This is a genomic window from Pantoea eucrina (assembly GCF_002095385.1).
Lineage (GTDB): Bacteria > Pseudomonadota > Gammaproteobacteria > Enterobacterales > Enterobacteriaceae > Pantoea > Pantoea eucrina.
Genome location: NZ_MIPP01000026.1, coordinates 23,505 through 49,204, shown reverse-complemented (window position 1 = coordinate 49,204; position 25,700 = coordinate 23,505). Strand labels below are relative to the sequence as shown.

At 59.9% G+C, this 25,700-nt stretch carries 24 protein-coding genes and 1 other annotated feature; of the genes, 13 read left to right on the top strand and 11 right to left on the bottom strand.

Annotation, left to right across the window (positions count from 1 at the left end):
- From HA43_RS12345 to htpG, 4 genes are all read left to right on the top strand, one after another.
- On the top strand, nucleotides 1-825 hold an 825-nt coding region (locus tag HA43_RS12345), incomplete at its 5' end, for a DNA polymerase III subunit gamma/tau C-terminal domain-containing protein (RefSeq protein WP_280173566.1).
- Nucleotides 170-231: a sequence feature (DnaX frameshifting element), on the top strand. (Overlaps the previous gene by 62 nt.)
- Nucleotides 826-875: 50 nt before the next feature.
- Nucleotides 876-1,205 carry a YbaB/EbfC family nucleoid-associated protein gene (locus HA43_RS12340; protein WP_031377860.1) on the top strand — a complete coding sequence of 110 codons (330 nt, stop codon included), beginning with the start codon at nucleotides 876-878 and terminating at the stop codon, nucleotides 1,203-1,205.
- Nucleotides 1,205-1,810, top strand: a complete 606-nt coding sequence (gene recR / locus HA43_RS12335; RefSeq protein ID WP_039383019.1) for a recombination mediator RecR — start codon at nucleotides 1,205-1,207, stop codon at nucleotides 1,808-1,810. The genes HA43_RS12340 and recR overlap by 1 nt, the downstream gene beginning before the upstream one ends.
- Nucleotides 1,811-1,910: 100 nt before the next feature.
- On the top strand, nucleotides 1,911-3,785 hold the full coding sequence (gene htpG / locus HA43_RS12330; RefSeq protein ID WP_094111789.1) for a molecular chaperone HtpG: 1,875 nt from the start codon (nucleotides 1,911-1,913) through the stop codon (nucleotides 3,783-3,785).
- 65 nt (nucleotides 3,786-3,850) lie between these two features.
- Here htpG and HA43_RS12325 read toward each other — a convergent pair whose 3' ends face one another.
- The gene (locus HA43_RS12325) at nucleotides 3,851-4,720 is read right to left on the bottom strand and encodes a LysR substrate-binding domain-containing protein (protein WP_071668944.1); all 870 of its coding nucleotides are present in this window, start codon (nucleotides 4,718-4,720) and stop codon (nucleotides 3,851-3,853) included.
- Nucleotides 4,721-4,905: 185 nt separating this feature from the next.
- On the opposite strand from HA43_RS12325, the gene HA43_RS12320 reads away from it, so the two are divergent.
- From HA43_RS12320 to HA43_RS12305, 4 genes are all read left to right on the top strand, one after another.
- Nucleotides 4,906-5,727 carry a DUF6024 family protein gene (locus tag HA43_RS12320; RefSeq protein ID WP_094111788.1) on the top strand — a complete coding sequence of 274 codons (822 nt, stop codon included), beginning with the start codon at nucleotides 4,906-4,908 and terminating at the stop codon, nucleotides 5,725-5,727.
- 151 nt (nucleotides 5,728-5,878) lie between these two features.
- Nucleotides 5,879-6,523, top strand: coding sequence for an adenylate kinase (adk, locus tag HA43_RS12315; RefSeq protein ID WP_039383025.1), 645 nt, complete (start codon nucleotides 5,879-5,881; stop codon nucleotides 6,521-6,523).
- Between the two features lie 114 nt (nucleotides 6,524-6,637).
- A complete protein-coding gene (gene hemH, locus HA43_RS12310) occupies nucleotides 6,638-7,597 on the top strand; it encodes a ferrochelatase (protein ID WP_039383026.1) in 960 nt (319 codons plus the stop codon).
- A gap of 61 nt (nucleotides 7,598-7,658) precedes the next feature.
- On the top strand, nucleotides 7,659-8,960 hold the full coding sequence (locus HA43_RS12305; protein WP_039383027.1) for an inosine/guanosine kinase: 1,302 nt from the start codon (nucleotides 7,659-7,661) through the stop codon (nucleotides 8,958-8,960).
- A gap of 53 nt (nucleotides 8,961-9,013) precedes the next feature.
- Here the strand turns inward: HA43_RS12305 and ybaL are convergent, their stop codons facing one another.
- Entirely contained in the window at nucleotides 9,014-10,702 is a 1,689-nt protein-coding gene (ybaL, locus tag HA43_RS12300) for a YbaL family putative K(+) efflux transporter (RefSeq protein WP_039383029.1), read from the bottom strand.
- Nucleotides 10,703-11,110: 408 nt separating this feature from the next.
- Here ybaL and ushA point away from each other — a divergent pair, with 408 nt between their 5' ends.
- Nucleotides 11,111-12,805 carry a bifunctional UDP-sugar hydrolase/5'-nucleotidase UshA gene (gene ushA, locus HA43_RS12295; RefSeq protein WP_223811768.1) on the top strand — a complete coding sequence of 565 codons (1,695 nt, stop codon included), beginning with the start codon at nucleotides 11,111-11,113 and terminating at the stop codon, nucleotides 12,803-12,805.
- Between the two features lie 47 nt (nucleotides 12,806-12,852).
- Here ushA and HA43_RS12290 read toward each other — a convergent pair whose 3' ends face one another.
- On the bottom strand, nucleotides 12,853-13,284 hold the full coding sequence (locus HA43_RS12290) for a multidrug/biocide efflux PACE transporter (RefSeq protein WP_094111787.1): 432 nt from the start codon (nucleotides 13,282-13,284) through the stop codon (nucleotides 12,853-12,855).
- Between the two features lie 90 nt (nucleotides 13,285-13,374).
- Between HA43_RS12290 and HA43_RS12285 the strand changes: the two genes are divergently transcribed.
- Nucleotides 13,375-14,247, top strand: a complete 873-nt coding sequence (locus HA43_RS12285) for a LysR family transcriptional regulator (protein ID WP_039383034.1) — start codon at nucleotides 13,375-13,377, stop codon at nucleotides 14,245-14,247.
- Here HA43_RS12285 and ybaK read toward each other — a convergent pair.
- The 3 genes from ybaK to copA all read right to left on the bottom strand — a co-directional run bounded on the left by ybaK (nucleotide 14,244) and on the right by copA (nucleotide 18,319).
- On the bottom strand, nucleotides 14,244-14,723 hold the full coding sequence (gene ybaK / locus HA43_RS12280) for a Cys-tRNA(Pro)/Cys-tRNA(Cys) deacylase YbaK (RefSeq protein WP_039383036.1): 480 nt from the start codon (nucleotides 14,721-14,723) through the stop codon (nucleotides 14,244-14,246). The two genes, HA43_RS12285 and ybaK, sit on opposite strands and share 4 nt — an antisense overlap.
- A 207-nt stretch (nucleotides 14,724-14,930) precedes the next feature.
- Nucleotides 14,931-15,740: a TraB/GumN family protein gene (locus HA43_RS12275; protein WP_094111786.1), complete on the bottom strand. Its 810-nt coding sequence runs from the start codon at nucleotides 15,738-15,740 to the stop codon at nucleotides 14,931-14,933.
- A 71-nt stretch (nucleotides 15,741-15,811) separates the two neighbouring features.
- Complete coding sequence (copA, locus tag HA43_RS12270) at nucleotides 15,812-18,319, bottom strand: copper-exporting P-type ATPase CopA (RefSeq protein WP_094111785.1); 2,508 nt, start codon at nucleotides 18,317-18,319, stop codon at nucleotides 15,812-15,814.
- 94 nt (nucleotides 18,320-18,413) lie between these two features.
- On the opposite strand from copA, the gene cueR reads away from it, so the two are divergent.
- Nucleotides 18,414-18,830 carry a Cu(I)-responsive transcriptional regulator gene (cueR, locus tag HA43_RS12265; protein WP_071668947.1) on the top strand — a complete coding sequence of 139 codons (417 nt, stop codon included), beginning with the start codon at nucleotides 18,414-18,416 and terminating at the stop codon, nucleotides 18,828-18,830.
- On the opposite strand, the gene HA43_RS12260 is transcribed toward cueR, so the two are convergent.
- The 5 genes from HA43_RS12260 to tesA form a co-directional block, all read right to left on the bottom strand.
- Complete coding sequence (locus HA43_RS12260; RefSeq protein WP_071668948.1) at nucleotides 18,806-19,264, bottom strand: NfeD family protein; 459 nt, start codon at nucleotides 19,262-19,264, stop codon at nucleotides 18,806-18,808. The genes cueR and HA43_RS12260 overlap by 25 nt on opposite strands.
- Complete coding sequence (locus HA43_RS12255) at nucleotides 19,264-20,178, bottom strand: SPFH domain-containing protein (RefSeq protein WP_094111784.1); 915 nt, start codon at nucleotides 20,176-20,178, stop codon at nucleotides 19,264-19,266. Before HA43_RS12255 ends, HA43_RS12260 begins: the two co-directional genes overlap by 1 nt.
- A gap of 58 nt (nucleotides 20,179-20,236) precedes the next feature.
- Complete coding sequence (locus tag HA43_RS12250) at nucleotides 20,237-21,091, bottom strand: co-chaperone YbbN (protein WP_094111783.1); 855 nt, start codon at nucleotides 21,089-21,091, stop codon at nucleotides 20,237-20,239.
- A gap of 79 nt (nucleotides 21,092-21,170) precedes the next feature.
- The gene (locus HA43_RS12245; RefSeq protein ID WP_094111782.1) at nucleotides 21,171-21,944 is read right to left on the bottom strand and encodes an SDR family oxidoreductase; all 774 of its coding nucleotides are present in this window, start codon (nucleotides 21,942-21,944) and stop codon (nucleotides 21,171-21,173) included.
- Nucleotides 21,945-21,969: 25 nt separating this feature from the next.
- Nucleotides 21,970-22,602 (bottom strand): multifunctional acyl-CoA thioesterase I/protease I/lysophospholipase L1, encoded by a 633-nt coding sequence (gene tesA / locus HA43_RS12240; protein ID WP_139803627.1) that lies wholly within the window; start codon nucleotides 22,600-22,602, stop codon nucleotides 21,970-21,972.
- Between tesA and ybbA the strand changes: the two genes are divergently transcribed.
- A complete protein-coding gene (gene ybbA / locus HA43_RS12235; protein ID WP_039383054.1) occupies nucleotides 22,570-23,256 on the top strand; it encodes a putative ABC transporter ATP-binding protein YbbA in 687 nt (228 codons plus the stop codon). The two genes, tesA and ybbA, sit on opposite strands and share 33 nt — an antisense overlap.
- Nucleotides 23,253-25,670: a putative ABC transporter permease subunit YbbP gene (gene ybbP / locus HA43_RS12230; protein WP_094111781.1), complete on the top strand. Its 2,418-nt coding sequence runs from the start codon at nucleotides 23,253-23,255 to the stop codon at nucleotides 25,668-25,670. Before ybbA ends, ybbP begins: the two co-directional genes overlap by 4 nt.
- Nucleotides 25,671-25,700: the final 30 nt, after the last annotated feature.

Genomic DNA, 25,700 nt, shown 5'->3' with positions numbered 1-25,700 from the left:
GCCCCGGCTGAGCAGCCCGCTGCGGCTACACAACCGCAGATGGCACCGGCTACGCAACCGCAGATGGCGCCGCCCGCTGCGCCGGCTCCGGCAGAACCGCAGGCTCCGCCTGCCGGCAATCTGCCGGACACCACCAGTCAGCTGCTGCAGGCGCGTACGCAACTGCTGCGTCAGGGGGCAGGTAAAGTAAAAAAGAGTGAGCCGGCAGCGCGTCCCGCGCGGCCGGCAAATCAGGCGCTGGAGCGTCTGGCTACGGTGACGGAGCGCGTTCAGCAGCGCGCACCCGAAACCGCAAGCGCGCCGGTAAAACCGGAGGCGTACCGCTGGAAAGCACAGCAGCAGAGTGAGGAGAAAGCGGAGCCGGTCGCAACGCCAAAAGCCTTGCGTTCAGCGCTGGAGCATGAGAAAACGCCGGAGCTGGCTGCGCGGCTGGCCGAGGAAGCACAGCTGCGTGATGCCTGGACCGCTGAAATTGCCCGGCTGACGCTGCCAAAGCTGGTGCAGCAGGTGGCGCTCAACGCGTGGAAAGATCAGCATGAACAGAGCGTGACGCTGCATCTGCGCAGCAGCCAGCGACACCTCAATTCTGCGGCAGCCCGGCAGGCCATTCAGGCTGCGCTAAGCCAGGCGGCGGGTCAGGAAGTTGAACTGACCATCGTGGAAGATGATAATCCGGCGGTGCTGACGCCGCTGGAGTGGCGACAGGCCATCTATGAAGAGAAGCTGGCGCAGGCGCGCCAGTCGCTCGCAAGTGATACCCACATTCAGATGTTGCAGCAGTTCTTTGATGCCGATCTGGATGAAGAGAGTATCCGACCCGTATGATCACGCTGTCGCGCAGAGGTTGCGCGCAGCCCCAGCAGAGAGAGAAAACTATGTTTGGTAAAGGCGGATTGGGCAACCTGATGAAACAGGCCCAGCAGATGCAGGATAAAATGGCCAAGGTTCAGGAAGAGATCGCCGCGCTGGAAGTTACGGGCGAATCGGGTGCGGGTCTGGTTAAAGTAACCATCAACGGCGCGCACAACTGCCGTCGCGTGGAAGTCGATCCCAGCCTGCTGGAAGATGACAAAGATATGCTGGAAGATTTGATTGCTGCAGCCTTTAACGATGCGGCGCGTCGCATCGATGAGACGCAGAAAGAGAAGATGGCTTCTGTCTCTTCCGGTATGCAACTGCCGCCTGGCTTCAAGATGCCGTTCTGATGCAGACCAGTCCACTGCTTGAAACCTTAATGGAGTCACTGCGCTGTCTGCCGGGTGTAGGCCCTAAGTCAGCGCAGCGCATGGCGTTTCACCTGTTGCAACGCGATCGCAGCGGTGGCATGCGTCTGGCTCAGGCGCTGACGCGCGCGATGTCGGAAATCGGCCACTGTGCCGATTGCCGTACCTTCACCGAACAGGAGATCTGCACCATCTGCGCTAACGCCCGTCGGCAGCAGAATGGGCAGATTTGCGTGGTGGAAAGCCCGGCAGATATTCACGCCATTGAGCAGACCGGCCAGTTTGGCGGACGCTACTTTGTGCTGATGGGACATCTGTCGCCGCTGGATGGGATTGGTCCGCAGGATATCGGGCTCGATCGCCTGGAGCAGCGTCTGGAACATGAGACGCTGCAGGAGGTGATCCTGGCGACCAACCCCACGGTAGAGGGTGAAGCGACCGCCAACTATATCGCTGAGCTGTGCGGTCAGTATGGCGTTGACGCCAGCCGTATCGCGCACGGTGTACCGGTAGGTGGCGAGCTGGAGATGGTTGATGGCACCACGCTGTCGCACTCTCTTGCCGGACGTCATAAGATTAAATTCTAAGCACTCGCCGGTTTCATTCACTGAAACCGGCTTGAAAATTTTCCCGCCATCCCCATCTCTTCCTCAACGTTCGATCAACCCCGATTCTGTTGAGGTAGCAATGACCATGAAAGGACAAGAGACGCGTGGCTTCCAGTCAGAGGTAAAACAACTTCTGCACCTGATGATCCATTCCCTCTATTCAAACAAAGAGATTTTCCTGCGTGAACTGATCTCCAACGCCTCTGATGCCGCTGATAAGCTGCGCTTCCGCGCGCTTTCCACTCCGGATCTCTATGAAGGCGACGGCGAGCTGCGCGTGCGTATCTCGGTCGACAAGGAGAAACGGACGCTGACGCTGAGCGACAACGGTATCGGTATGCGTCGCGATGAGGTAATTGAAAACCTCGGTACTATCGCTAAATCAGGCACCAAAGCGTTCCTGGAGTCTATGGGCTCTGACCAGGCGAAAGACAGCCAGCTGATTGGCCAGTTTGGTGTGGGTTTCTACTCCGCCTTTATCGTTGCTGACAAAGTGACCGTGCGCACCCGCGCTGCCGGCGCACAGGCCAGCGAGGGCGTGTTCTGGGAGTCAGAAGGCGAGGGCGAATATACCCTGGCAGAAATCGAAAAAGCCGATCGCGGTACCGAGATCACGCTGCATTTCCGCGCAGGGGAAGATGATTTCCTTGACGCCTGGCGCGTGCGTAACGTCATCAGCAAATATTCCGATCACATCGCACTGCCGGTAGAGATCGAAACCAAAGATGAAGAGAACGACACCGTAACCTGGGAGAAGGTCAACAAAGCCCAGGCGCTGTGGACGCGTAATAAAGCTGAGATCAGCGACGACGAGTACAACGAGTTCTACAAGCACATTGCACATGACTTCAGCGATCCGGCTATCTGGAGCCATAATCGCGTGGAAGGCAAGCAGGAGTACACCAGCCTGCTCTACATCCCGCAGCGTGCTCCGTTCGATATGTGGAACCGCGACAGCAAGCATGGCCTCAAGCTTTATGTACAGCGCGTGTTTATTATGGATGACGCTGAGCAGTTCATGCCGAACTACCTGCGCTTTGTGCGCGGTCTGATTGACTCTAACGATCTGCCGCTTAACGTCTCACGTGAAATTCTGCAGGACAGCCGTGTCACCCAGAGCCTGCGCGCCGCGCTGACTAAGCGCAGCCTGCAGATGCTGGAAAAACTGGCAAAAGATGATGCAGAGAAGTATCAGCAGTTCTGGAAAGAGTTTGGTCTGGTACTGAAAGAGGGACCGGCAGAAGATAGCGCCAATCAGCAGGCGATTGCTAAACTGCTGCGTTTTGCCACCACGCAGAGCGAAGGCAGCGAGCAGAGCGTATCGCTGGATGACTACCTGAGCCGCATGGTTGAAGGTCAGGAGAAGATCTACTACATCACGGCGGACAGCTATGCCGCGGCGAAAAGCAGCCCGCATCTGGAGCTGTTCCGCAAAAAAGGCATTGAGGTACTGCTGCTCTCCGATCGTATCGATGAGTGGATGATGAGTTATCTCATCGAGTTCGAAGGTAAAACGTTCCAGTCAGTAAGCAAAGCTGATGAGTCGCTGAGCAAGCTGGCGGATGAAGAGACCGAAGAGCAGAAAGAAGCGGAAAAAGCGCTGGAGCCGTTTGTTGAGCGCGTGAAAACGCTGCTGGGCGAGCGCGTTAAAGAGGTGCGACTGACGCATCGTCTGACCGATACGCCTGCTATCGTCACCACTGATGCTAACGAAATGACCACCCAGATGGCGAAGCTGTTTGCCGCCGCCGGTCAGGATGTTCCGGAAGTGAAATATATCTTTGAGATCAATCCGGAGCATGGCCTGGTGAAACGCGTAGCGGATACCCAGGATGAGGCGCGCTTTGCCGAATGGGTTGAACTGCTGCTGGATCAGGCGCTGCTGGCTGAGCGCGGTACGCTGGACGATCCTAACCAGTTTATCCGCCGCATGAACCAGCTGCTGACGGCGTAACGCCGCACAGCGCGAAGCGAATAAAACAGCTAAGGGCGCCATTAATGGCGCCCTTTTTTATGGCGTCAGCACTGCGCCTGCTCGCTGAGCCATGCGCGAAACAGACGGATCTCTGCATTCTGCTCGCGCGAGCGTTTGGCCATCATCCAGGTCGCGCGATCGATGCGCACAAAGCCCAGCGGCGCAATCAGCGCGCCCGCTTCCAGCTCCTGCTGCACCAGCAGTCGCGGGGCCATAATGATCCCCAGACCGCTTCTGGCGGCCTGAATAGCCAGCATCAGATTATCAAAGTGTTTGCCACGCCAGAAATCACCGCGTGCGCCGCTGTTTTTTGCCCACTCAGCCCAGGCGTGCAGCCGGGTATCCGCATGCAGCAGCGGCAGCGTTTGCAGATCGCGCGCGCTCTGCAGGCGTTCGGCGTAATGGGGCGCACAGAGCGGCCCAATCGCGTCATCGCTGATAAGCGTGGCTTCAATATCATCATCGGGCTGCTGCTCATAACTCAGGATCAGCACATCGGTGTGTTCACTGCGCAGCTGATCGATCTCAACCAGTGACTGAAACTGCACGTCGATATCCGGGTAGCGCTGATAGAAACTGCTGATACGCGGGATCAGCCACTGAGAGAGAAAGCTGGGCGCACAGGAAACAGAGAGGTGATGCCGCATACCGGTACGTATGCTTTCGCAGCTGGTGGCGAGTTCGCTGAACGCTTTCTGACAGCTGACCAGCAGGCGTTCGCCATGCGAGGTGAGTTTGACGCGTCCGTTAGTGCGTACAAACAGCGGTTTGCCCATCCAGCTCTCCAGCTGGCGCACCTGATGGCTGACGGCGCTGTGGGTGACATGCAGGGTTTCCGCTGCCGTACTGAAACTGCTGTGCAGCGCTGCCTGATGAAAATAGCGCAGCGCCCGTAGTGACGGAAGCGCGGTCATACTCGTCCCTTGTGTAAAAACCTAACAGGGATTGTCAGTTTATATCATTTTAATGTCCAGCCGCATTGCCCTAACCTCTGCTCCAGATTCTGGCAGGTTGACGGGACGGGCTGGCTATGTATCAGCCACGCGTTTTATCTGCCGGAAAGCACCACTTCGCAGCTAATACAGGGAAACGTTACGCGATGGCCTCACAAAACGCCTCTGCCAGGGCGGCGATATGCGATCGGCTGCGCAGCCAGCTATCCCGCTACTACCGGCTGGAAAATTACGATCTCTTCTTTGCGCCCACGCTGCATATTGCGCGGGTGGTGCTCTCTCAGCTTTTTTTACGCCAGGAGCAGGCGCGTAATCAGACACGCTACGCCTCGCACCATCCGGTCAGCGAGCTGAGCGTACTGCCCGCCGTCCCGATGATGGCGGGAAATATCGCCCTGATAGAGCATGTGGATCTGGCGGAAGGGCGGGTGCGCTCGCTCGACGCCTGCCAGAGTCAGGGCGTGACCGACGCTTCCGGGTCGTTTGCCAGCGCGCTGCACAAAACGCTGATTGCCGGCTCCCATCTGTTTGTCGCATACCTGAACCACCATGCAGCGCTGAGCGACGATCTGGTACTGATTGCGCTGCGCACGACAAAATTCAGCACGCTGGTGCGCAGCGAACTGCGGCTGATAGAGCAGGGGCTGGCGCTGGGAAGCGCGCCGCAGCAGGCGCTGACGATGATGGAGAGCGCTGAGTGGAAGCCGTTTAATATCGCCATGGTTGACCGGTTTGCGCTCGAAACGCCGCTACCGCTCGCCTCACTGCAGCAGCCCGGTTTGCCATTTGCCCTGATTGATCTGCCGCCGGCGCTGCATAATGTTACCCTGCCGCCGGAGATCCGGCGGCTGCCCGGACGTTTGCTGATCCCGGCCAGCCTGCGCGGCAGCGGCAGCAAACATACAAACGTCACCGCGACGCTGAAAAAGCAGCTGAAAGCGTTGTTGCTGCGTAGCCTGAATTCCTAAAATCAATCCCTCAGCTGGCGCTTCATCCCAAAGCAGGTCACAGTAGGCGGGCCAGTGATAGCGTGCCCGTTGCCTTGTGGCTGGCGGGTCATAATGGTATGTTCTTGGCCTTCATAGATTGATCAATGCGATTCGCAAGGGGAATTACGCAATGCGTATTATTCTGCTCGGGGCACCGGGCGCAGGTAAAGGCACTCAGGCTCAGTATATTATGGAGAACTACGGTATTCCGCAGATCTCTACCGGTGACATGCTGCGCGCCGCAGTAAAAGCAGGCACCGAACTGGGCCAGCAGGCGAAAGCCATCATGGATGCCGGTAAACTGGTGACTGATGAACTGGTGATTGCGCTGGTTAAAGAGCGTATCGCGCAGGAAGACTGCAAAAACGGCTTCCTGCTCGATGGCTTCCCACGCACCATCCCGCAGGCTGACGCCATGAAAGAAGCGGGCATCAAAGTCGATTACGTGCTGGAATTTGCCGTGCCGGACGAGCTGATCGTCGATCGCATTGTGGGCCGTCGCGTTCACGCGCCTTCTGGCCGCGTGTACCACATCAAAAACAAGCCACCAAAAGTGGAAGGTAAAGATGATGTGACCGGTGAAGAGCTGACCACGCGTAAAGACGATCAGGAAGAGACCGTGCGTAAGCGCCTGGTTGAGTATCATGAGCTGACAGCGCCCCTGATCGCTTACTACAGCAAAGAAGCGGAAGCGGGTAATACCGCCTATCACAAAATTGACGGCACCCGCCCGGTGGCTGACGTCAGCGAAGAACTGCGCCGTATCCTCGGCTAAGTACCAAAAGGGCCGGATGCCTGGCCCTTTTACAGCAATTGCTTTTCCCGCCCGTGATTTCCGCTACAATTTCCCCCGATTTACCACTCTTCGTTGCGATATCAAGGAAACAGAATGAGGCAAGATAAGCCCGGTGTTCTGCTGGTTAACTTAGGCACACCTGAAGCACCTACCACCCCGGCGGTGAAACGCTATCTGAAGCAGTTCCTCGGCGATCCGCGCGTGGTTGATACGCCGCGCTGGCTATGGTGGCCCATCCTTAATTTTATTATTCTGCCGTTTCGTTCGCCGCGCGTGTCGAAACTCTACGCCTCCGTCTGGATGGAAGAGGGATCGCCGCTGATGGTATTCAGCAAGCGGCAGCGTGCCGCGCTGGCGCAGCGCGTGGACATGCCGGTCGAGCTGGGCATGAGCTATGGTCAGCCGAGCCTGGACGGAGCGGTACATCGCCTGCTGGATCAGGGCGTCACGCACCTGATTGTGCTGCCGCTCTATCCGCAGTTCTCCTGCTCTACCGTTGCCGCCGTGTGGGATGGCCTGGCCAGCAGCTTTAAACCGCTGCGCTCGCTGCCGCAGGTCTCCTTTATTCGCGACTATGCTGAGCATCCGGCTTACATTGCCGCGCTGAAAGCCTCCGTTGAGCGCTCATTTGCCCGCCACGGCGAGCCGGATCTGCTGGTGCTCTCTTACCACGGCATTCCGCAGCGTTTCGCCAATGAAGGCGATGATTATCCGCAGCGCTGTAAAGATACCACCGCCGCACTGGCGGCGGCGCTGAACATTGCTCCTGAAAAAATCATGATGACCTTCCAGTCGCGCTTTGGGCGTGAACCGTGGCTGATGCCCTACACCGATGAGACCATGAAAAGTCTGCCGGCCAAAGGCATTAAGCATGTGCAGGTCATGAGCCCCGGCTTTGCGGCGGACTGTCTGGAAACGCTGGAGGAGATCAGCGGTGAAAACTGCGAAATTTTCCTGCATGCAGGCGGCGAAAAATTTGAATATATTCCCGCGCTTAACGCCGATGACGAGCACATTGAGATGATGGTACAGCTGGTCAACGCGCGCCGCTAAGCGCATCAGGCAGAGAGTATGATATGCTTCTCTGCCTGATTTTCCCTGATGACTGCTTTTCATGAAATTTCCCGGCAAACGTAAATCCAAACACTATTTTCCCGTCAACGCGCGCGATCCGCTGCTGCAGGCTATTCAGCAGGAGCAGGAGGAGGGCAGCTGGGTGGTGGGTATCGACCAGACGCTGGTGGATATCGAAGCCAAAGTTGATGACGCGTTCCTGCAGCGCTACGGCCTGAGTGCCGGGCATTCGCTGGTGATTGACGACGCGACGGCGGAAGCGCTCTATAACGAGCTGATGCGCGAGCAGCTGATCAGCCACCAGTTTGCCGGCGGCACCATTGGCAACACGTTGCACAACTACTCGGTGCTGGCTGACGATCGTTCCGTGCTGCTGGGCGTCATGTGCAATAACATCCAGATTGGCGGCTACGCCTATCGCTATCTCTGCAACACCTCCAGCCGTATGGATCTGAACTTCCTGCAGGGCGTGGACGGCGCGATTGGCCGCTGCTTTACCCTGATTGGCGAGCACGGTGAACGGACCTTCGCGATCAGTCCGGGGCTGATGAACCGGCTGCAGGCGGAGAGTATCCCGGAAGAGGTGATTGCCGGGGCGTCAGCGCTGGTGCTGACCTCCTATCTGGTACGCTGCCAGCCTGGTGAACCGATGCCGGACGCCACGCTGCGCGCCATTGCGTATGCGAAAAAGCATAATGTGCCGGTGGTATTAACGCTGGGCACAAAATATGTCATTCAGGATAACCCGCAGTTCTGGCGCGATTTCCTGCGCGATCACGTCTCTATTGTCGCGATGAACGAAGAAGAAGCGTTTGCGCTGACCGGTGAACAGGATCCGCTGCTGGCAGCCGATATGGCGCTGGAGTGGGTCGATCTGGTGCTCTGCACCGCCGGTCCGACCGGGCTCTACATGGCGGGCTTCACTGAAGATGAATTTAAGCGCAAAACGAATCACCCGCTGCTGCCGGGCGCGATTGCGGAATTCAACCAGTATGAGTTCAGCCGGGCGATGCGCCAGCAGGATTGTCAGCAGCCGCTGCGCATCTTCTCGCATATCGCGCCTTACATGGGCGGACCGGAAAAGATCATGAATACCAACGGGGCAGGGGACGGGGCGCTGGCAGCGCTGCTGCACGATATCACGGCGAACAACTTCCATCGCCTCAAAGTCCCTAACTCCAGCAAACATGCGCGTGAATATCTGACCTACTCCTCGCTGGCGCAGGTGTGCAAATATGCTAACCGCGTGAGTTATCAGGTGCTGAACCAGCATTCACCGCGCCTGACGCGCGGCCTGCCGGAGCGGGAAGATAGCCTGGAAGAGTCTTACTGGGACAGATAAGCGCGCAGTAAAAAGGGGCGCATCAGTGCGCCCCTGCAGTCAGCGATCCCCGATCAAATCGGGCATTCGCGGGAGATCGGCTCAACGGCGATCTCCTTTTTCAGCACATTGAGCATGCTGCTGGCAATTTCACGCTCGCCCATCACGACCTGATTAGCGCCGCGATCCATAATATAGGCGACTTCGTCGTCATAGTGCGCACGGGCGATAATCTCAATATCCTTGCGCTTCTCACGTGCGGCCACCACCACTTCACCCGCTTCATAGCCATTCGGAATGGTCAGCAGCAGCCAGCGGGCGCAGTCAAGCCGTGCCAGCTCCATGGTCTCTGCGCGTGCTGCATTGCCCAGCACCGCTCTGATACCCTGTTCACGCAGCGCTTCAACGCGCGGGCGGGAGTTTTCCACCACCACCAGCGGGATATCTGCTTCCAGCAGCTGCTGCCCCAGCAGGCTGCCGACGCGTCCATAACCCACAATCACCGCGTGATTACAGATATCTACCGGGATCTGTTTCTCTTCCGCCATCGCCTCTTCCAGCGTCTGCTCCTCAGCGGTTTCAGTTTTATCCAGATAGCGCTCCAGCAGCGAGAAGAGGATAGGATTCAGCATAATGGAGAGAATAGCCGCAGCCAGCACCAGGTTGCGCCCCTCTTCGCTGAGCAGATCGAGTGAAATGCCGAGGCCGGCGAGAATAAAGGCAAACTCACCAATCTGCGCCAGACTGACCGAAATGGTCAGGGCGGTACGGCGTGAGTGCCCCAGCAGAGTGACCAGCGCCCAGGCGGCGATTGATTTACCCAGCACCACGATGGCGAGCGCGCCCAGTACCGCCAGCGGCTGTTCAATCAGGATCATCGGATTAAACAGCATGCCGACCGATACAAAGAACAGTACGGCAAAGGCGTCGCGCAGTGGGAGCGTGTCGCGCGCCGCGCGGTGGCTCAGCTCAGATTCGTTCAGCACCATGCCGGCGAAGAAGGCGCCAAGGGCAAAGGAGACATCAAAGAACTCTACGGCACCAAAGGCGATACCGAGCGCCAGCGCCAGCACCGATAGAGTAAAGAGTTCACGCGAGCCGGTAGCCGCGCTTTTTGCCAGGATCCACGGGATAACGCGGCGGCCTACCACCATCATCAGCACCATAAAGGCGGCCACTTTACCGATGGTCAGCAGCAGATCCCATGCCAGCAGGGTCGGACTGGCGTTACCCTGTTCCAGCATGCCGGCGATGGCAGGCAGCAGCACCAGCGTCAACACCATCACCAGGTCTTCCACAATCAGCCAGCCGATCGCAATCTGGCCGCGCTGGCTGTCAATCAGCTGTCGCTCCTCCAGCGCCCGCAGCAGCACTACGGTACTGGCCGTAGAGAGGCACAGGCCAAACACCAGGCCAGTCATCCATGACCAGCCCATGGTCCAGGAGAGCCCCATTCCCAGCAGCGTCGCCACCGCGATTTGCGCCACGGCGCCGGGAATGGCGATCGACTTTACCGCCATCAGATCTTTCAGTGAGAAGTGCAGTCCGACGCCAAACATCAGCAGAATGACGCCCAGCTCTGCCAGTTCAGGTGCCAGATTCGTATCCGCAACAAAGCCTGGCGTAAAAGGGCCCGCAACCACGCCGGCAACCAGATAGCCCACCAGCGGAGAGATGCGCAGGCGATTGGCCAGCATGCCAAGGAGAAACGCGAGGACCAGGCCCCCGACAATAGTGGTGATCAACGGTGTGGTGTGATGCATGCCTGTCTCCTTGTGTGCAAATGTGTCCGCTTGTAACAATCAAGTGTAATGCAAATCCTGCTGCAGCGTTTAGACATTTGCGGGATGAAAGCTGAATAAACTGAAAAAATGCGATAAAAAACGTGCCGAAGCGCTATTTTCAGCAGTTATCCTGGCGTGCAGGTAGTGATAATGCATTACAGCAGCGTTAAAAAGCGCAGCATCCCCCGACGGGCCCAGCCGGCGAGAGCAGATGAAAATAGCAGCGGGTACTGCCTTTCAGCTTGAGTTAAGCAGGGAACTGTGCGACACAGAGGGCAGAAATCTGTCAGGTCCACGATGCAGTGGAAAAAAACGAACAAGGAGAGCGTTGTGTTGTTACTTACCCCGAAAAAGCGCTGGCTGGCGCTGCTGGCTTTGCTGGTGCCGATGCTGGCGCAGGCGTGGCAAACCGATCGCAGCTATCGCTTCAGCATCCTGCATACCAACGATCATCATGGCCATTTCTGGAGTAACGCGCAGGGTGAGTATGGGCTGGCAGCACAAAAGAGCCTGATGGACCAGCAGCGTTATGATGTCCAGGCGCGCGGAGGGGGTGCGCTCATCCTCTCCGCCGGGGATATCAATACCGGCGTGCCGGAGTCAGATGTGCTGAACGCAGAGCCTGACATTCGCGGCATGAATCTGGTGGGTTATGACGCTATGGCGCTGGGAAACCACGAATTTGACAAGCCTCTGAGCGTGCTGGAACAGCAGAAAAAGTGGGCGCGTTTTCCCTTTCTCGCGGCGAATATCTATCAAAAAGGCAGCGATCGGCGGCTGTTTTCGCCCTGGGCCATATTTAACCGTATGGGCCTGAAAATAGCGGTTATCGGGCTGACCACTACGGATACGCTGCGTATTACCAACCCGGAAAATGTCGCAGAGCTTGAGATCCGCGATCCGGTCAAAGAGACGCTGAAAGCGGTAGCGGAGCTGCGCGCCACGGAAAAGCCTGATGTGATCATCGCGCTGACGCATATGGGACATTATGACGACGGTCAGCACGGCAGTAACGCACCGGGCGACGTTGAGCTGGCGCGCAGCCTGCCGCCCGGCACCCTGAGTGTTATCGTGGGCGGTCACTCGCACGATGCCGTCTGTATGGCGCAGGCTAACCGCAGCGTGCCGGATTATCAGCCAGGCCAGCCCTGCCAGCCCGATCGGCAGAATGGCGTCTGGATCATGCAGGCTAAAGAGTGGGGCAAATATGTGGGTCGCGGCGATTTTACCTTTCGCAACGGTGAGCTGACGCTGGAAAATTATCAGCTCATCCCGGTTAACCTGAAGCATAAAGTCACCAACCAGGATGGCAGCGAAACCTGGCTGCCTTATCAGGAGCCGATTGTACCCAATACCGCGATGATGAAGCTGCTGACCCCTTTCCAGCTGCGCGCCGGTAAACAGCTGGATGTCGCCGTTGGCCGCAGTGACGGGCTGTTTGTCGGCGAGCGCAATAAAGTCCGCTTTGAGCAGACCAATCTGGCGCAGCTGATCCTGCGAGCGCAGATGGCCGCGACCAAAGCGGATGTGGCGGTGATCAGCGGCGGCGGCATCCGCACATCGCTTCCGGCAGGCGAGCTGCGCCTGCGCGATCTGCTGCAGGTGCAGCCGTTTGGCAATCAGGTGGTGTCGGTCACGCTGAGCGGTGAGGAACTGCAGGCATATCTTGCCCGCATCGCCAATATCAAAGCTAACTCCGGCGGTTTTGCGCAGCTGGCCGGCATCAGCCTGGTGGCCGACGGCACCTCAGTGAGTGATGTCAAAATCAACGGTAAGCCGCTGGAGAAGACAAAAACCTATCGCCTTGCCACTAACAGCTTTAACGCCAGCGGTGGCGACGGCTATCCGCCGCTGACGGCGCGCGCGGGCTACCGCAACAGCGGTCTGCGCGATGCTGACGTGCTGCGCGACTATATTACTCAGCATTCGCCGCTAAAAATCGCTGATTTTGTGCCGCCAGCCGTCGTGCATCTGACCGACGAGCAGGTACGCGAGCGTGACAAGGCGCTGGAAAAGCAGCGCAAGCGCAGCTATCCGCGTATGTTCCTGGCATGGATCTGGCCGCGCGCGGCGCAGGATTAAGCGTAACCGGTGCGCTGCTTCCGGCCGGAGGCAGCGCGCGCCCGGCATCAGGCGCGGCAGGATGGCTGCGCAAACCAGCGCAGGCGCAGCTTATCCCAGACCCAGTTGTAAACCATGGTGTAGGGCAGGAAAAACAGAAAGAATCCCACCTCCACTAAAAAGGCGTTAAGCAGCGAAATATGCAACATGCCGGCGGCGATCGGCAGGCCAATCAGGATAAATCCCCCTTCAAAACAGAGCGCATGCAGGGCACGCAGCCCCAGCCCGCGCTTCTGATGCGGCGGCCAGATGCGATCGAACAGGGTGTTATAGATCATGTTCCACAGCATCGCGACGGTAGAAAGGGCAATCGCCAGCGTGCCCATCTGGAACAGCGGCTTGTCCATAATCCATGCTGCCAGCGGCGCGATAGTCACAATAGCCAGGCCCTCAAAGCCCACGGCGTGCAGAATGCGTTCTTTCAGCGAACAGGTACGCATAAATACCTCCGGTTACGTAATAACGCGCATTTTCGCACTGCACGCATCTGAGATAAAATGAGTCTCTATCGAAAAAAACGATGGTAAACCATGAAATACTCTCCGGAATCCCTTGAGGCATTTGTCCAGACTGTTGCGAGCGGCTCTTTCTCTGCTGCTGCCCGCGCGCTGGCAAAAAGCCAGTCCACCATCAGTGCTGCCATCGCTAACCTTGAAATCGATCTAGGCTTTGCGCTGTTTGACCGCCGCGGCCGTCAGCCGGTGCTGACACCGCAGGGTGAACGCGCGCTGGCTCAGGTGCAGCAGATCCTGGCCGCCAGTCAGCGGCTGGATGAACTGGCGCTGCGTCTGTCGCAGGGTGTTGAGCCGCGCCTGAGTCTGGCCATTTCCGATTTCTGGCAGGCCGATCATCATGAACATCTGCTGACGCGGTTTGATGCCCGCTACCCCGATATCGACTTTGAATGCATGATTGCAGAGGATGAGGATGTACTGGATCTGCTGCAGGCGGGGCGGGTGCACCTGGGCGTGGTCCGCACTCAGCCTGCGCTGCCGCCCGATCTGGCGGTAGCCCGGCTGCAGGTGGAGGCGCAGATGGCGATCTTTCTGCATCAGGATCACGCGCTGTCGCAGCTGGCTCAGGTGAGTGAGGCGCAGCTCAGCGAGCTGCGGCAGCTGCGGCTGAACACCTGGGTACAGACGCGCGGACCGCTGCCAGCCGCCGGACGAACCTGGTCAGCGCCGACGTATCTGCTGCTGCTGGAGATGGCGGAGCAGGGGTTTGGCTGGAGCGTACTGCCGCGCTGGCTGGTGGATCAGTTTGGTCATCAGGTCCTGAAAGAGCTATGCGTTCCCGGCTGGCCGCAGCATATTGCGGTAGATGTGGTCTGGTCGCGACGTAATCCGCCCGGCCCGGCCGGGCGCTGGATGATCGATCAGCTTTGCGCGCAGCAGCCCGATTAATCGCAGCGTGCCACGTCGGCCAGTGTGGCATTCAGCAGCCGCGCCAGATCCTCTGCAGCCAGTTCAATGTCGAGGCCGCGTTTACCGCCAGAGATAAATATTGTGGCAAACTCTGCGGCCTGCCGATCGATCACCGTTGGCAGGCGCTTTTTCTGACCCAGCGGACTGATGCCGCCCAGCAGGTAGCCGGTAACGCGCTGCGCCAGCTGCGGATCGGCCATTTCTGCTCGCCTGGCGCCCAGCGCTTTCGCCACTTTTTTCAGGTCGAGCTGGGATGCAACCGGCGTAACCGCCACCGCCAGCGCTTTCGCATCGCCGTTCAGCGCGACCAGCAGCGTTTTAAAGACCTGGCGCGCATCAAGGTTGAGCTTGCGCACCGCTTCATCGCCAAAATGCGTTTCATGGCTGTCATGCTCATAGGGGTGCAGCGTAAACGCCACGCCGTTTTTTTCCAGAAGTTTGACTGCAGGGGTCATCATTAATCCTTACGACAAAAATTCTTCTCAAAGATTGCGCTAATAACAGTGGCGAAAATCTGAACTTTGCGCGAGAATTGTCCCGCGCCACTCACCCTGGCGATAACCAAAATCATAAACAAATTCCTCTTTGACAGGTCGATAGTGATATCGGCCTTCTTTTTTTGTCTTATCCTTCGGCCACTCCTGAGCAGCGCAGGTGTCGCGTTACGGCTGCTTCTGTTTTAGCAGGCCGGGCAGATTATCCTCGCCATAGAGATGCAGCGCGCCGACGGCCACCAGATAGCGACCCGATGGCAGCGCCAGCAGCTGTTCGCGCCATTGCTGGTTACGGTTACGCATCAGCGTATCGCTCAGCTCGCTGCCAAAGGTCGCGGGCAGCGCTACCGGCTGCTGCGCGGGCGGCGCTTCAAGCCACCAGCTGATCATCGTCTGCAGCAGCCGCGCATTGGTATGCCAGTGCTCAAGCGTATCCACCAGCAGCGCCCGACCCTCCTGCGGCAGGGATTTCAGCAGCGCGATCTGCGTCTCCGGTCCCTCCAGCTCGATGATCGGCTTGCCCGCTGCCTTTGCGGCCTGCAGCAGCTGATAATCGATACCATACTCCGGACGCAGTCCGAGCCGCTGCGCCTGGTGCGCCTGCAGCATCAGCGCTATCTGCCAGCAGGGCAGGGTATCAAAGAGATCACTCTCCAGCCCCAGATCCTGACAGAGCGTCTGCAGCCGCGTCAGCGTGGCGCTCTCCAGCCGGGTGTGCAGCGGCGGCAAATCTGCGGTATCCGCAAAAGGAGAGCCGCCGCGCGTGATGTCCGCCTCAACAATCAGCGCATCCGCTTTCTGCAGCTGACGCAGCAGGCCGGCTGGCAGAGGCTGCATGTTGCGTGTGCCCATATGGATACTGCCGGTCAGATGCAGCAGCCGGTCGCCCAGACGCATATCCATTGCCGGCCAGCGGTAGGCAGACGGAAAAAGCGCGGCGATCCGCTGCCAGAGACGTTGCCAGATAGGGCTGTTCATGTCCGCTCCTGTTACGGTTAAACCGTCATGCTAACGATTTATTTCGGCTAAAAACAGCGCGCTGGCTGCTATTACCGGTCGGGCGGAGTGAAACACAGCAGGCGGTTTGCATTGCTGACGACGGTGATGGAAGAGAGGGCCATTGCTGCCCCCGCGACAATCGGGCTCAGCAGCAGGCCGGTAAAGGGATAGAGCACGCCCGCCGCAATCGGAATACCCAGGCTGTTATACACAAATGCGCCCAGCAGATTCTGGCGCATATTGCGCAGCGTGGCCTGCGAAATCGCCAGGGCATCCGCTACCCCATGCAGGTCGTTACGCATCAGCGTAAGCGGCGCCGTTTCGACCGCGACATCGCTGCCGCTGCCCATCGCAATACCGGTATCCGCCTGCGCTAACGCTGGCGCATCGTTAATGCCATCTCCTATCATCATCACCCGGCGCCCCTGCTGCTGCAGGCGGCTTATGGCTTCTGCTTTACCCTCTGGCAGCACGCCGGCGATCACTTCATCAATTCCCGCTTCAGCAGCGATAGCGCGGGCTGTGGCCTGATGATCGCCCGTCAGCATCACCAGCCGGTAGCCAGCCTGATGCAGCCGCTGCAGTGCCGCTTTACTCTCCGGCCGCAGATTATCGCGCAGCGCAATCAGGCCCAGCAGCTGGTGCGCGTCGGCCAGCAGCACTGGCGTAGCACCGCTTGCCGCGATGCGTTCGATATCTGCCCGGGCGGCGTCATAGTTAATCTGCTGCTCATCAAGCAGGGCCGTGTTGCCCAGCAGCAGGGTCTGACCTGCCACCTGCGCGCTCACGCCCCTGCCGCGCAGCGTCCGGAAGCGGGTGATCTCTGCTGCCGGCGGCTGCGGCGCGGCAGCGAGGATCGCGCTGGCAAGCGGATGCGTGGATCCCTGCTCCAGCTCCGCTGCGGCCTGCAGGATCTGCTGTTGATCCCGGTCAGCATAGCAGCAGATCTCGCCGATCTGCGGCGATCCCTGCGTCAGCGTACCGGTTTTATCAAACACCAGCGTGTCAGTTTCGCTGGCGTGCTGCAGCGCGTCGGCATCGCGCACCAGGATACCCAGCTCTGCCGCACGGCCGGTGCCGGCGATGATCGACATCGGCGTGGCCAGCCCCAGCGCACAGGGACAGGCGATGATCAGGACGGTAGTGATGATCACCAGCGCATAGGCGAGCTGCGGCTGTGGCCCAATCAGATACCAGGTGAGGCCGCTCAGCAGCGCAATCGCTACCACAACCGGTACGAAAACGGCAGAGATGCGATCGGCGAGGCGGCCAATCTCCGGCTTGCTGCTTTGCGCCTGACGCACCAGATTAATAATACGTGCCAGCGTGGTGTGGCTGCCAGTGGCGCTGGCGATAAAGCGCAGCGTGCCATCCTGCACCACCGTGCCGGCATAGACTTTGCTGCCAGGCGCTTTTTCCTGCGGCACGGCTTCGCCGGTCAGCATCGCTTCATCGCACCACGCCTCTCCCTGCGTGACGTCGCCATCCACCGGTACCCGATCGCCGGTGACCAGCTTCAGAGTCATACCGGCGGTGACGGCGCTCAGCGGCAGCTGCTGCTCACCCTGTTCGGTGACCACGCACGCCTGCGCCGGCGTCAGATCCAGCAGCCGCTCCAGCGCGCGCGAGGCGCGCTGACGGGCACGCTGTTCCAGCGCGTGCCCGAGGTTAATCAGGCCGATGATCATGACGCTGGCTTCAAAGTAGAGGTGGCGTGCCTGCAGCGGAAAAAATTCCGGCCACAGCGCCACGCTTATCGAATAGAGCCAGGCAGCGCCGGTGCCGAGCGCCACCAGCGTATCCATGGTGGCGGTGGCTAATCGCAGGCTGCGCCAGGCGCTGCGGTAAAAGTGGCCGCCGGCAATGATCATGACCAGCAGCGTGGCAACGCCCAGCGTACGCCACAGCGTCTGATTCTCCGGCGTCAGCATCATATGATCGCCCGCCATGCCCCAGAACATCATCGGCACGCCAAACCCCAGCGCCAGCGCCGACTGCCAGCTGAAGCGGCGCATCGCCTGCCGCGCGTTCGCCTGCTGACGCTCGCGCCGGCGCTGTTCATCCTCAATCACTTCAGCGCTGTAGCCTGCCTTGTCTACGGCGGCAATCAGCGCCGGTGCGTTAACCTCACCCAGCACCAGCGCGCTGCGTTCACCGAGGTTAACGCGTGCTTCCGTGACGCCGGATACCGCGCGCAGCGCGTTCTCTACCCGGCTGACGCAACTGGCGCAGCTCATGCCATCAATCAACAGATGCTGTACCGGCAGCGCCGCTTCTGCCGGCTGAGAGGCCGTTGTCAGCGCCTCCGGCGGCGGCTCCTGAGCTGTCAACGGATCAGACTTTGGGGATGTTGCCTCAGGCTGCAGCATGGCGTGGTAGCCAGCCTGCTCTACGGTTGCGATCAGCTCGCTGGCGCTGGCCGTCCCGGTCACGCGTGCCTCCTGCTGCGTGACCTCCGCCTGCTCGACGTCGCTGCGCTGTTCCAGCGCCTCTTTAACCCGTTTGACACAGTGGCCGCAGGAAAGCCCCTCCAGCGCCAGCGTTTGTCTGTCTGACATGATAGTCTCCTTAGTGAACAGAGTTGACCGGCTGCACCGGTTACAGTAGTTATAAGCGTAAACCTTCCATTCGGGGGAAGGTCAAGGAGCCGGCATGAATATCAGCGACGTTGCCAGAAAAACCGGGCTGACCAGTAAAGCGATCCGCTTTTATGAAGAGAAAGGGATCGTGACGCCGCCGCTGCGTAGCGGAAATGGCTACCGGCACTATGACGAACGCCATCTGGAAGAGCTGCATCTGCTGCGCCAGGCGCGCCAGGTTGGCTTTACGCTGGATGAGTGCCGCGAGCTGGTGGCGCTGTTCAACGATCCTGCGCGGCACAGCGCAGATGTCAAAGCGCGCACGCTGCAGAAGGCTGAAGAAATTGCAGCGCATATTGAGGAGCTGCACGCCATGCGGGCGCGCCTGCTGTCACTGGCAGAGGCGTGTCCCGGCGACGAGGGCGCCGAGTGCCCGATAATGAATCAGCTGGCGGGCTGCTGCGGTCACTCCGGCGGTAAACGCGGCTGAATCAGCAGCGTGATCCCTTCAACCGCCGTGACCGTCACCCGCGTGCCCGCGGGCAGATCGTCTGTTGCCTGTACGCGCCAGCTGCTGTCACCAATCTGTACATGTCCGATACCACTTTTAAGCGGCGTCTCCAGCGTCAGCTGCCGGCCAATCAGCTCTTTACCGCGCTGGTTCAGCGTGTTGGGTTGCTGCGTTGCAGCCTGATGGCGCATCCAGCCATACCAGCCCAGCGCGCTCAGCAGCGTCAGCGCGGCAAACAGCAGCCCCTGACCAGCCCACGAGAAGGGCCACAGCCACTCGGCCAGGCCAACCAGCAGCGCCGCCATACCGCACCAGAGCAGATAACCGCTGGTGCCCAGCATTTCGGCTGCCAGCAGCAGCCCGCCCAGCGTCAGCCAGAACCAGTGCGGATGGGCAATCAGCTCCATCAGCATTACGGCCTCCGCTCCGCATGACGCTCTTTCAGCAGTTCACTGATGCCCGCTACCGAGCCGATCAGGCTGCTGGCATCGAGCGGCATCATCACCACTTTACTGTTGCCGGCTTCGCCAATTTTCTGCAGCGCATCAGTATATTTCTGCGCAACAAAGTAGTTAATGGCCTGGATATCACCGGCGGCGATCGCGTCAGACACCATGCGCGTGGCGTTCGCTTCCGCCTCTGCCTGCCGCTCACGCGCCTCGGCCTGTAAAAAAGCGGAGGTGCGCTCGCCTTCCGCTTTCAGAATCTGTGACTGCTTGTCGCCTTCAGCGCGCAGTATGGCGGCCTGACGCACGCCTTCAGCAGCCAGAATATCGGCGCGTTTGGTACGCTCAGCTTTCATCTGCGCATTCATGGCAGCGATCAGCTCCTGCGGTGGCCGCACATCGCGGATCTCAATGCGGGTAATTTTGACGCCCCAGGGGTTTGTCGCTTCATCAACGATATGCAGCAGGCGGGTATTGATGTTGTCACGCTGCGACAGCATCTCATCCAGCTCCATGCCGCCAAGGACCGTGCGAATGTTAGTCATCGTGAGGTTGATTATCGCCAGCTCCAGATTGCTGACCTCATAGGCGGCACGCGCCGGGTCAACGACCTGAATAAAGCAGACGGCATCAATGGTGACGTTGGCGTTATCTTTGGAGATGATCTCCTGAGAAGGGATATCGAGCACCTGCTCCATCATATTGATGCGGCGACCCACGCGATCCATAAACGGCACCACCAGGTTAAGCCCCGGCGAGAGCGTACGGGTGTAGCGTCCGAAGCGCTCTACCGTCCACTGATAGCCCTGCGGAACAATCTTGATACCGGCCCATACAATCACCAGCACCAGCACGATGAGAACAGGAATAGCGGTCAGCATATAACCTCCTGGCTGTCAGATTACCGGGCCGAGTCGCTTCGGCCCGTCTGCGTATCCGTCAGTAGAGCAGCGAATAGAGCTGGCGGCGATAGCGCGAGGCGAGGGCGTCGCCGGTGCCAAGCGCGGCCAGGATCTCCTGGAACATTTTGCGCACTTCACCGTCACCGGCAGCGAGATCGCTTTTCAGAAAGCCCAGCAGCAGCTCCAGCGCCTCTTCATTACGCCCAACCTGATGCAGCTGTAACGCAAGTTTAGCAGCCAGGGTCGCGTTCTGCGGCTCGGCGTTCAGCTGCTCCTGCAGCAGCTGGATCTCAGGCGTATCCGCCGCCTGCTTCAGCAAGTCGATCTGTGAGACCAGGCTCTGATAGCGTGTATCCTGATCCTGCAGCGGCACCACATCCAGCACCGCTTCCGCTTCATCACTGCGGTTCAGGGCGATCAGCACTTCTGCCAGCAGAAAGCCAATCTCACTGTTTTTATTGCTCAGCTGCCAGGCATCTTTCAGCAGCGGCAGCGCCTCCAGCGGCTTGTTCTGCTGCATCAGTTCCATAGCCTGCTGCGCTTTCAGCTCCTCTTCGCGCGGCAGAACTTTTTCCAGTAGCGCGCGGATCGCCTCTTCCGGCTGCGGGCCCTGGAAACCATCTACCGGCTGTCCGTTCTGGAACAGATAAACCGTGGGCAGCGAGCGCAGACCGAACTGTGATGCCACCGCGGGCTCGTTGTCGCAATCGAGTTTTGCCAGCAGGAACTGGCCGGCATACTCCTGTGCCAGACGCTCCAGCACCGGGGTAAGCTGCAGGCAGTGCTGGCTGCGTTCAGACCAGAAATAGAACAGAACCGGCAGCTGCATGGATTGCTCCAGCGTCTGCTGCAAATTGGACTCATTGATGTCGGTGATCAAAGCGTGTGACATGAAAAACGCTCCTGGCAGAAAGTGTAAAGAGAATATGGGGATAAAGTGTCCCGCTTCAAGCGCTGACTGATGTTACCGCTCAGTTGCTGCGCAAAATGCGATCCAGCATCCAGCCCGGCAGCAGTCGTTTCAGAAAACTCATGCCCCAGGCCACCAGCGTAACCGGATAGCGCAGCCGCGGGTGACGGCTCTCCAGCGCATGGCGCAGTTTGGGCAGAATCGCTTCCGGCGGCAGGGTAAAACGCGCTGCGATACCGGGATTCTGCACCGGCTTCTCCTGTTCACCCTGCTGCACGTTATCGGTGAAGCGCGTGGCGATCGGTCCCGGCTCTATCAGGCTGACGCGCACGCCGCTGGCGCGCACTTCCATACGCAGCGCATCGCTCCACGCCTCCAGCGCCCACTTGCTGGCGGCATAGGCGCCACGCCCCGGGGTGGAGATCAGTCCCAGCACCGAGCTGGTATTGATAATGCGGCCGTCGCCGCTGTTCTGCAGCGCCGGCAGCAGCCGCATCGTCAGCTGATGGGTACCAAAGAGGTTGGTGGAGAACTGCTTTTCAAGCTGCTGGCGGCTGACGCTGCTCAGCGGCCCATACTGGCCAAATCCGCCGTTATTAAATAGCCCGTGCAGGCAATGCCCGGTGAGTGCCAGCACCTGTTCTGCCGCGGCATCCACACTTGCGGCATCGTCGAGGTCGAGCAGGATGCCGGTATATCCCAGAGCAGTCATCCGCGCAACATCCTCGGCGCGGCGGCAGGCGGCAAGCACGTGGTAGCCGCGCGCCTGCAAATCGCTGGCGGCTGCCAGCCCGATACCGCTGGAGCAGCCGGTGATCAAAACCGATTTTTGCATTTCTTTACCTGTCAAATAGCACGACTTAGCGCGAGTCATGCTTAACTAGCGGAGCCAGCGCGTCAGCCATAATGCCGGCAATAAACGGCTGCGCATCCGGATTGGGGTGAATACCATCCTGCTGCATCCACTCCGGCTTCAGATAGACCTGCTCCATAAAAAAGGGCACCAGCGGCAGGCTGTACTCTTCCGCCAGGCGCGGATAGATGGCGCTGAACGCTTCAGTGTATCGTCGTCCATAATTAGCAGGCAGCCGGATCTGCATCAGCAGCGGCTGCGCGTCAGCGGCTTTCACCGCAAGGATAATCGCACGCAGATCCTGCGCGATAGCCTGCGGCGGAAAACCGCGTAAACCATCATTACCGCCCAGTTCGATTAACACCCAGCGCGGCTGATGCTGTTTTAATAGTGCAGGCAGCCGTGCCAGACCCTGTCCGGCGGTATCACCGCTGATGCTGGCGTTGACGACGTTGGGCTGCTGCTGCCAGCGCGTGCTGAGCAGGGCAGGCCAGGCGGCGCTGGCAGACATCCGGTAGCCGGCGCTCAGGCTGTCACCTAATACCATCAGCGTATCGGCTGCAGCGATGCGCGATACCAGCAGCAGCACCACACACAGGAAGGGATAATGCCAGCGGAAAACATTGTTGCGGTTCATCATCTTACTAAGTCCGTCGGTCAGGGTGAGCATCAGCTCTCAATCCTTACCGGAGTTGAGCTGGTTGTCAAACCAGCCGAAACGCTCGCGCTGATTGGCGAATCGGGATCGGGGAAGTCGACGCTGCTGGGGATCCTCGCCGGGCTGGATGATGGCAGCAGCGGCGAGGTTCATCTGCTGGGTCAGCCGCTGCACCGCATGAACGAAGAGCAGCGCGCGGCGCTGCGCGCACGCGAAGTCGGTTTTGTGTTTCAGTCATTTATGCTGGTGCCCACGCTAAACGCGCTGGAGAACGTGCAGCTGCCGGCGCTGCTGCGCGGCGAGAGCGATCGCGACAGCCGGGCACAGGCCAGCGAGCTGCTGGCGCAGCTTGGCCTGAAAGCGCGCCTGCATCATCTTCCTGCACAGCTTTCAGGAGGTGAACAGCAGCGGGTGGCGCTGGCGCGCGCATTTAGCGGGCGTCCCGGCCTGCTGTTTGCGGATGAGCCCACCGGTAATCTCGATCGTCAGACCGGGGAACGCATTGCCGATCTGCTGTTCTCGCTCAACCGTGATTACGCCACAACGCTGATCCTGGTGACCCATGATGAGCAGCTGGCCGCGCGCTGCGATCGGCGGCTGCGGCTGCGTGACGGCAAGCTGTGGGAGGAGGCATGATCTGGCGCTGGTTCTGGCGCGAATGGCGCTCGCCTTCGCTGCTGATTGTCTGGCTGGCGCTGACGCTGGCGGTGGCCTGCGTGCTGGCTTTGGGTTCCATCAGCGATCGCATGGAGAAAGGACTCAGCCAGCAGAGCCGCGACTTTATGGCGGGCGATCGTACGCTGCGCAGCAGCCGGCCGGTTCCGGAAGCCTGGCTGACGCAGGCGCGTGAGGAGGGATTAGCGATCAGCCGTCAGCTCAGCTTCACCACTATGACCTTTGCGCGGGAGACGCCACAGCTGGCAGATGTTAAAGCGGTGGATGACGCCTATCCGATGTTTGGTACGTTGCAGACCGAGCCACCGGGCCTGCGTCCGGCGGCAGGCAGCGTGCTGGTCGCCGCACGTCTGCTGGCGCTGCTGGATCTGCGCGTCGGCGATCCGATAGAGGTCGGCGACGCCACGCTGCGCATTGCCGGTACGGTGATCCAGGAGCCGGACAGCGGATTCAATCCCTTCCAGACGGCGCCTCGTCTGTTAATGAACCTGGCGGACGTTGAAAAAACCGGCGCCGTTCAGCCCGGCAGCCGCCTGAGCTGGCGCTATAAGTTTTCCGGCGACGCCGCACCGCTGGCGCGCTACGATCGCTGGATCGAGCCGCGCCTTAAAGGGGGCGAACGCTGGATAAGCACCGAAAACTCAGAGGATGCGCTGGGCCGTTCCATGCAGCGCGCGCAGCAGTTTCTGCTGCTGTCGGCATTACTGACGCTGCTGCTGGCCATCGCGGCCGTGGCGGTAGCGATGAGCCACTACTGCCGCAGCCGTTACGATCTGGTGGCGGTGCTGAAAACGCTGGGGGCCACGCGACGTGCGCTGCAGCGGCTGATTATCGGCCAGTGGCTGGCGGTGCTGCTGTTAGCGGGCGTGACCGGCAGCGCGCTGGGGCAGGGGATCGAACTGCTGCTGCTTACCCTGCTGAAGCCGGTGCTGCCCGCATCGCTGCCTGCCGCCAGCCTCTGGCCATGGCTCTGGGCGCTGGGCACCATGTTTGTTATTTCCCTGCTGGTGGGGCTGCGTCCTTATCGTCTGCTGATGGCGACCCAGCCGCTGCGCGTACTGCGGCGCGATGCGGTGGCGCGCGTCTGGCCGCTGCGCGTCTATCTGCCGGCGATGGCGCTGGTGGTGGTGCTGCTGCTGGCGCTGCTGCTGGGGGGCAGCAAAATGCTCTGGGCGCTGCTCACCGGCGTCGTACTGCTGGCGCTGCTGCTCGCCGTGCTGGGCTGGGGTACGCTGCTGCTGCTGCGCCGGCTGGTCGTGCGTAACCTGGCGCTGCGGCTGGCCATTAACCGTCTGCTGCGACAGCCGGCAATGACGCTGAGCCAGCTGGCCGCGTTCTCGCTCTCTTTTATGCTGCTGGCGCTGCTGCTGGTTATGCGCGGCGATCTGCTCGATCGCTGGCAGCAGCAGCTGCCGCCGGATGCACCAAACTATTTTCTGCTGAATATTACGCAGGCGCAGGTGCCACAGGTGCGTGACTTTTTGCAGCAGCATCAGATCAAACCGGAAACCTTTTATCCCGTCGTGCGTGCGCGTCTGGTTGAGCTGAACGGCAAAGCTGCCGATCCGCGTCAGGATAATGCGCTGAACCGCGAGCTCAATCTGACCTGGCAGGCGCAGCGGCCGGATCACAACCCGCTGCTTGCCGGCAGCTGGCCCCCGCGGCCAGGGGAGGTTTCGATTGAAGCCGAACTGGCGCAGCGGCTGGGCGTTAAGCCAGGGGATGAGCTGACCTTTAGCGGCGATACGCAGACGTTCAGCGCGCGCATCAGCAGTCTGCGTAAGGTGGACTGGGAGAGCCTGCGGCCTAACTTCTTTTTTATCTTCCCGCCCGGCGCGCTGGAGCAGCAGCCGCAGACATGGCTGACCAGCTTCCGCATGGCGAATAATCCGGCGCTGCTGGCGCAGCTGAACCGGACGTTCCCGACGCTGAGCCTGCTCGATATTGGCAGCATCATGAAACAGATTGGCCAGGTGCTGGCGCAGGTGAGTCAGGCGCTGGAAATCATGGTGGTGCTGGTGACGCTGTGCGGTGTCCTGCTGCTGCTGGCGCAGATCCAGATCGGCATGCGCCAGCGTCGTCAGGAGCTGGTGGTGTATCGCACGCTGGGCGCGAGCAAACGTCTGCTGCGCGGCACGCTGTGGTGTGAGTTTGCTCTGCTCGGCGTGGTTTCCGGAATAGCGGCTGCGCTGGGTGCAGAGGCCGCGCTGTGGGCACTGCAGCGTAAAATTTTCGATTTTCCCTGGCAGCCCGACTGGACGCTGTGGTTTGCGCTACCGCTGTGCGGAGCGCTTCTGCTGTCGCTGTGCGGCGGCTGGCTGGGCGTGCGACTGCTGAAGGGCAAAGCGCTGTTCCGGCGCTTTGAAGCGGCGTAATCAGGATCCCTCTGTCTGAGGGATCCCGTC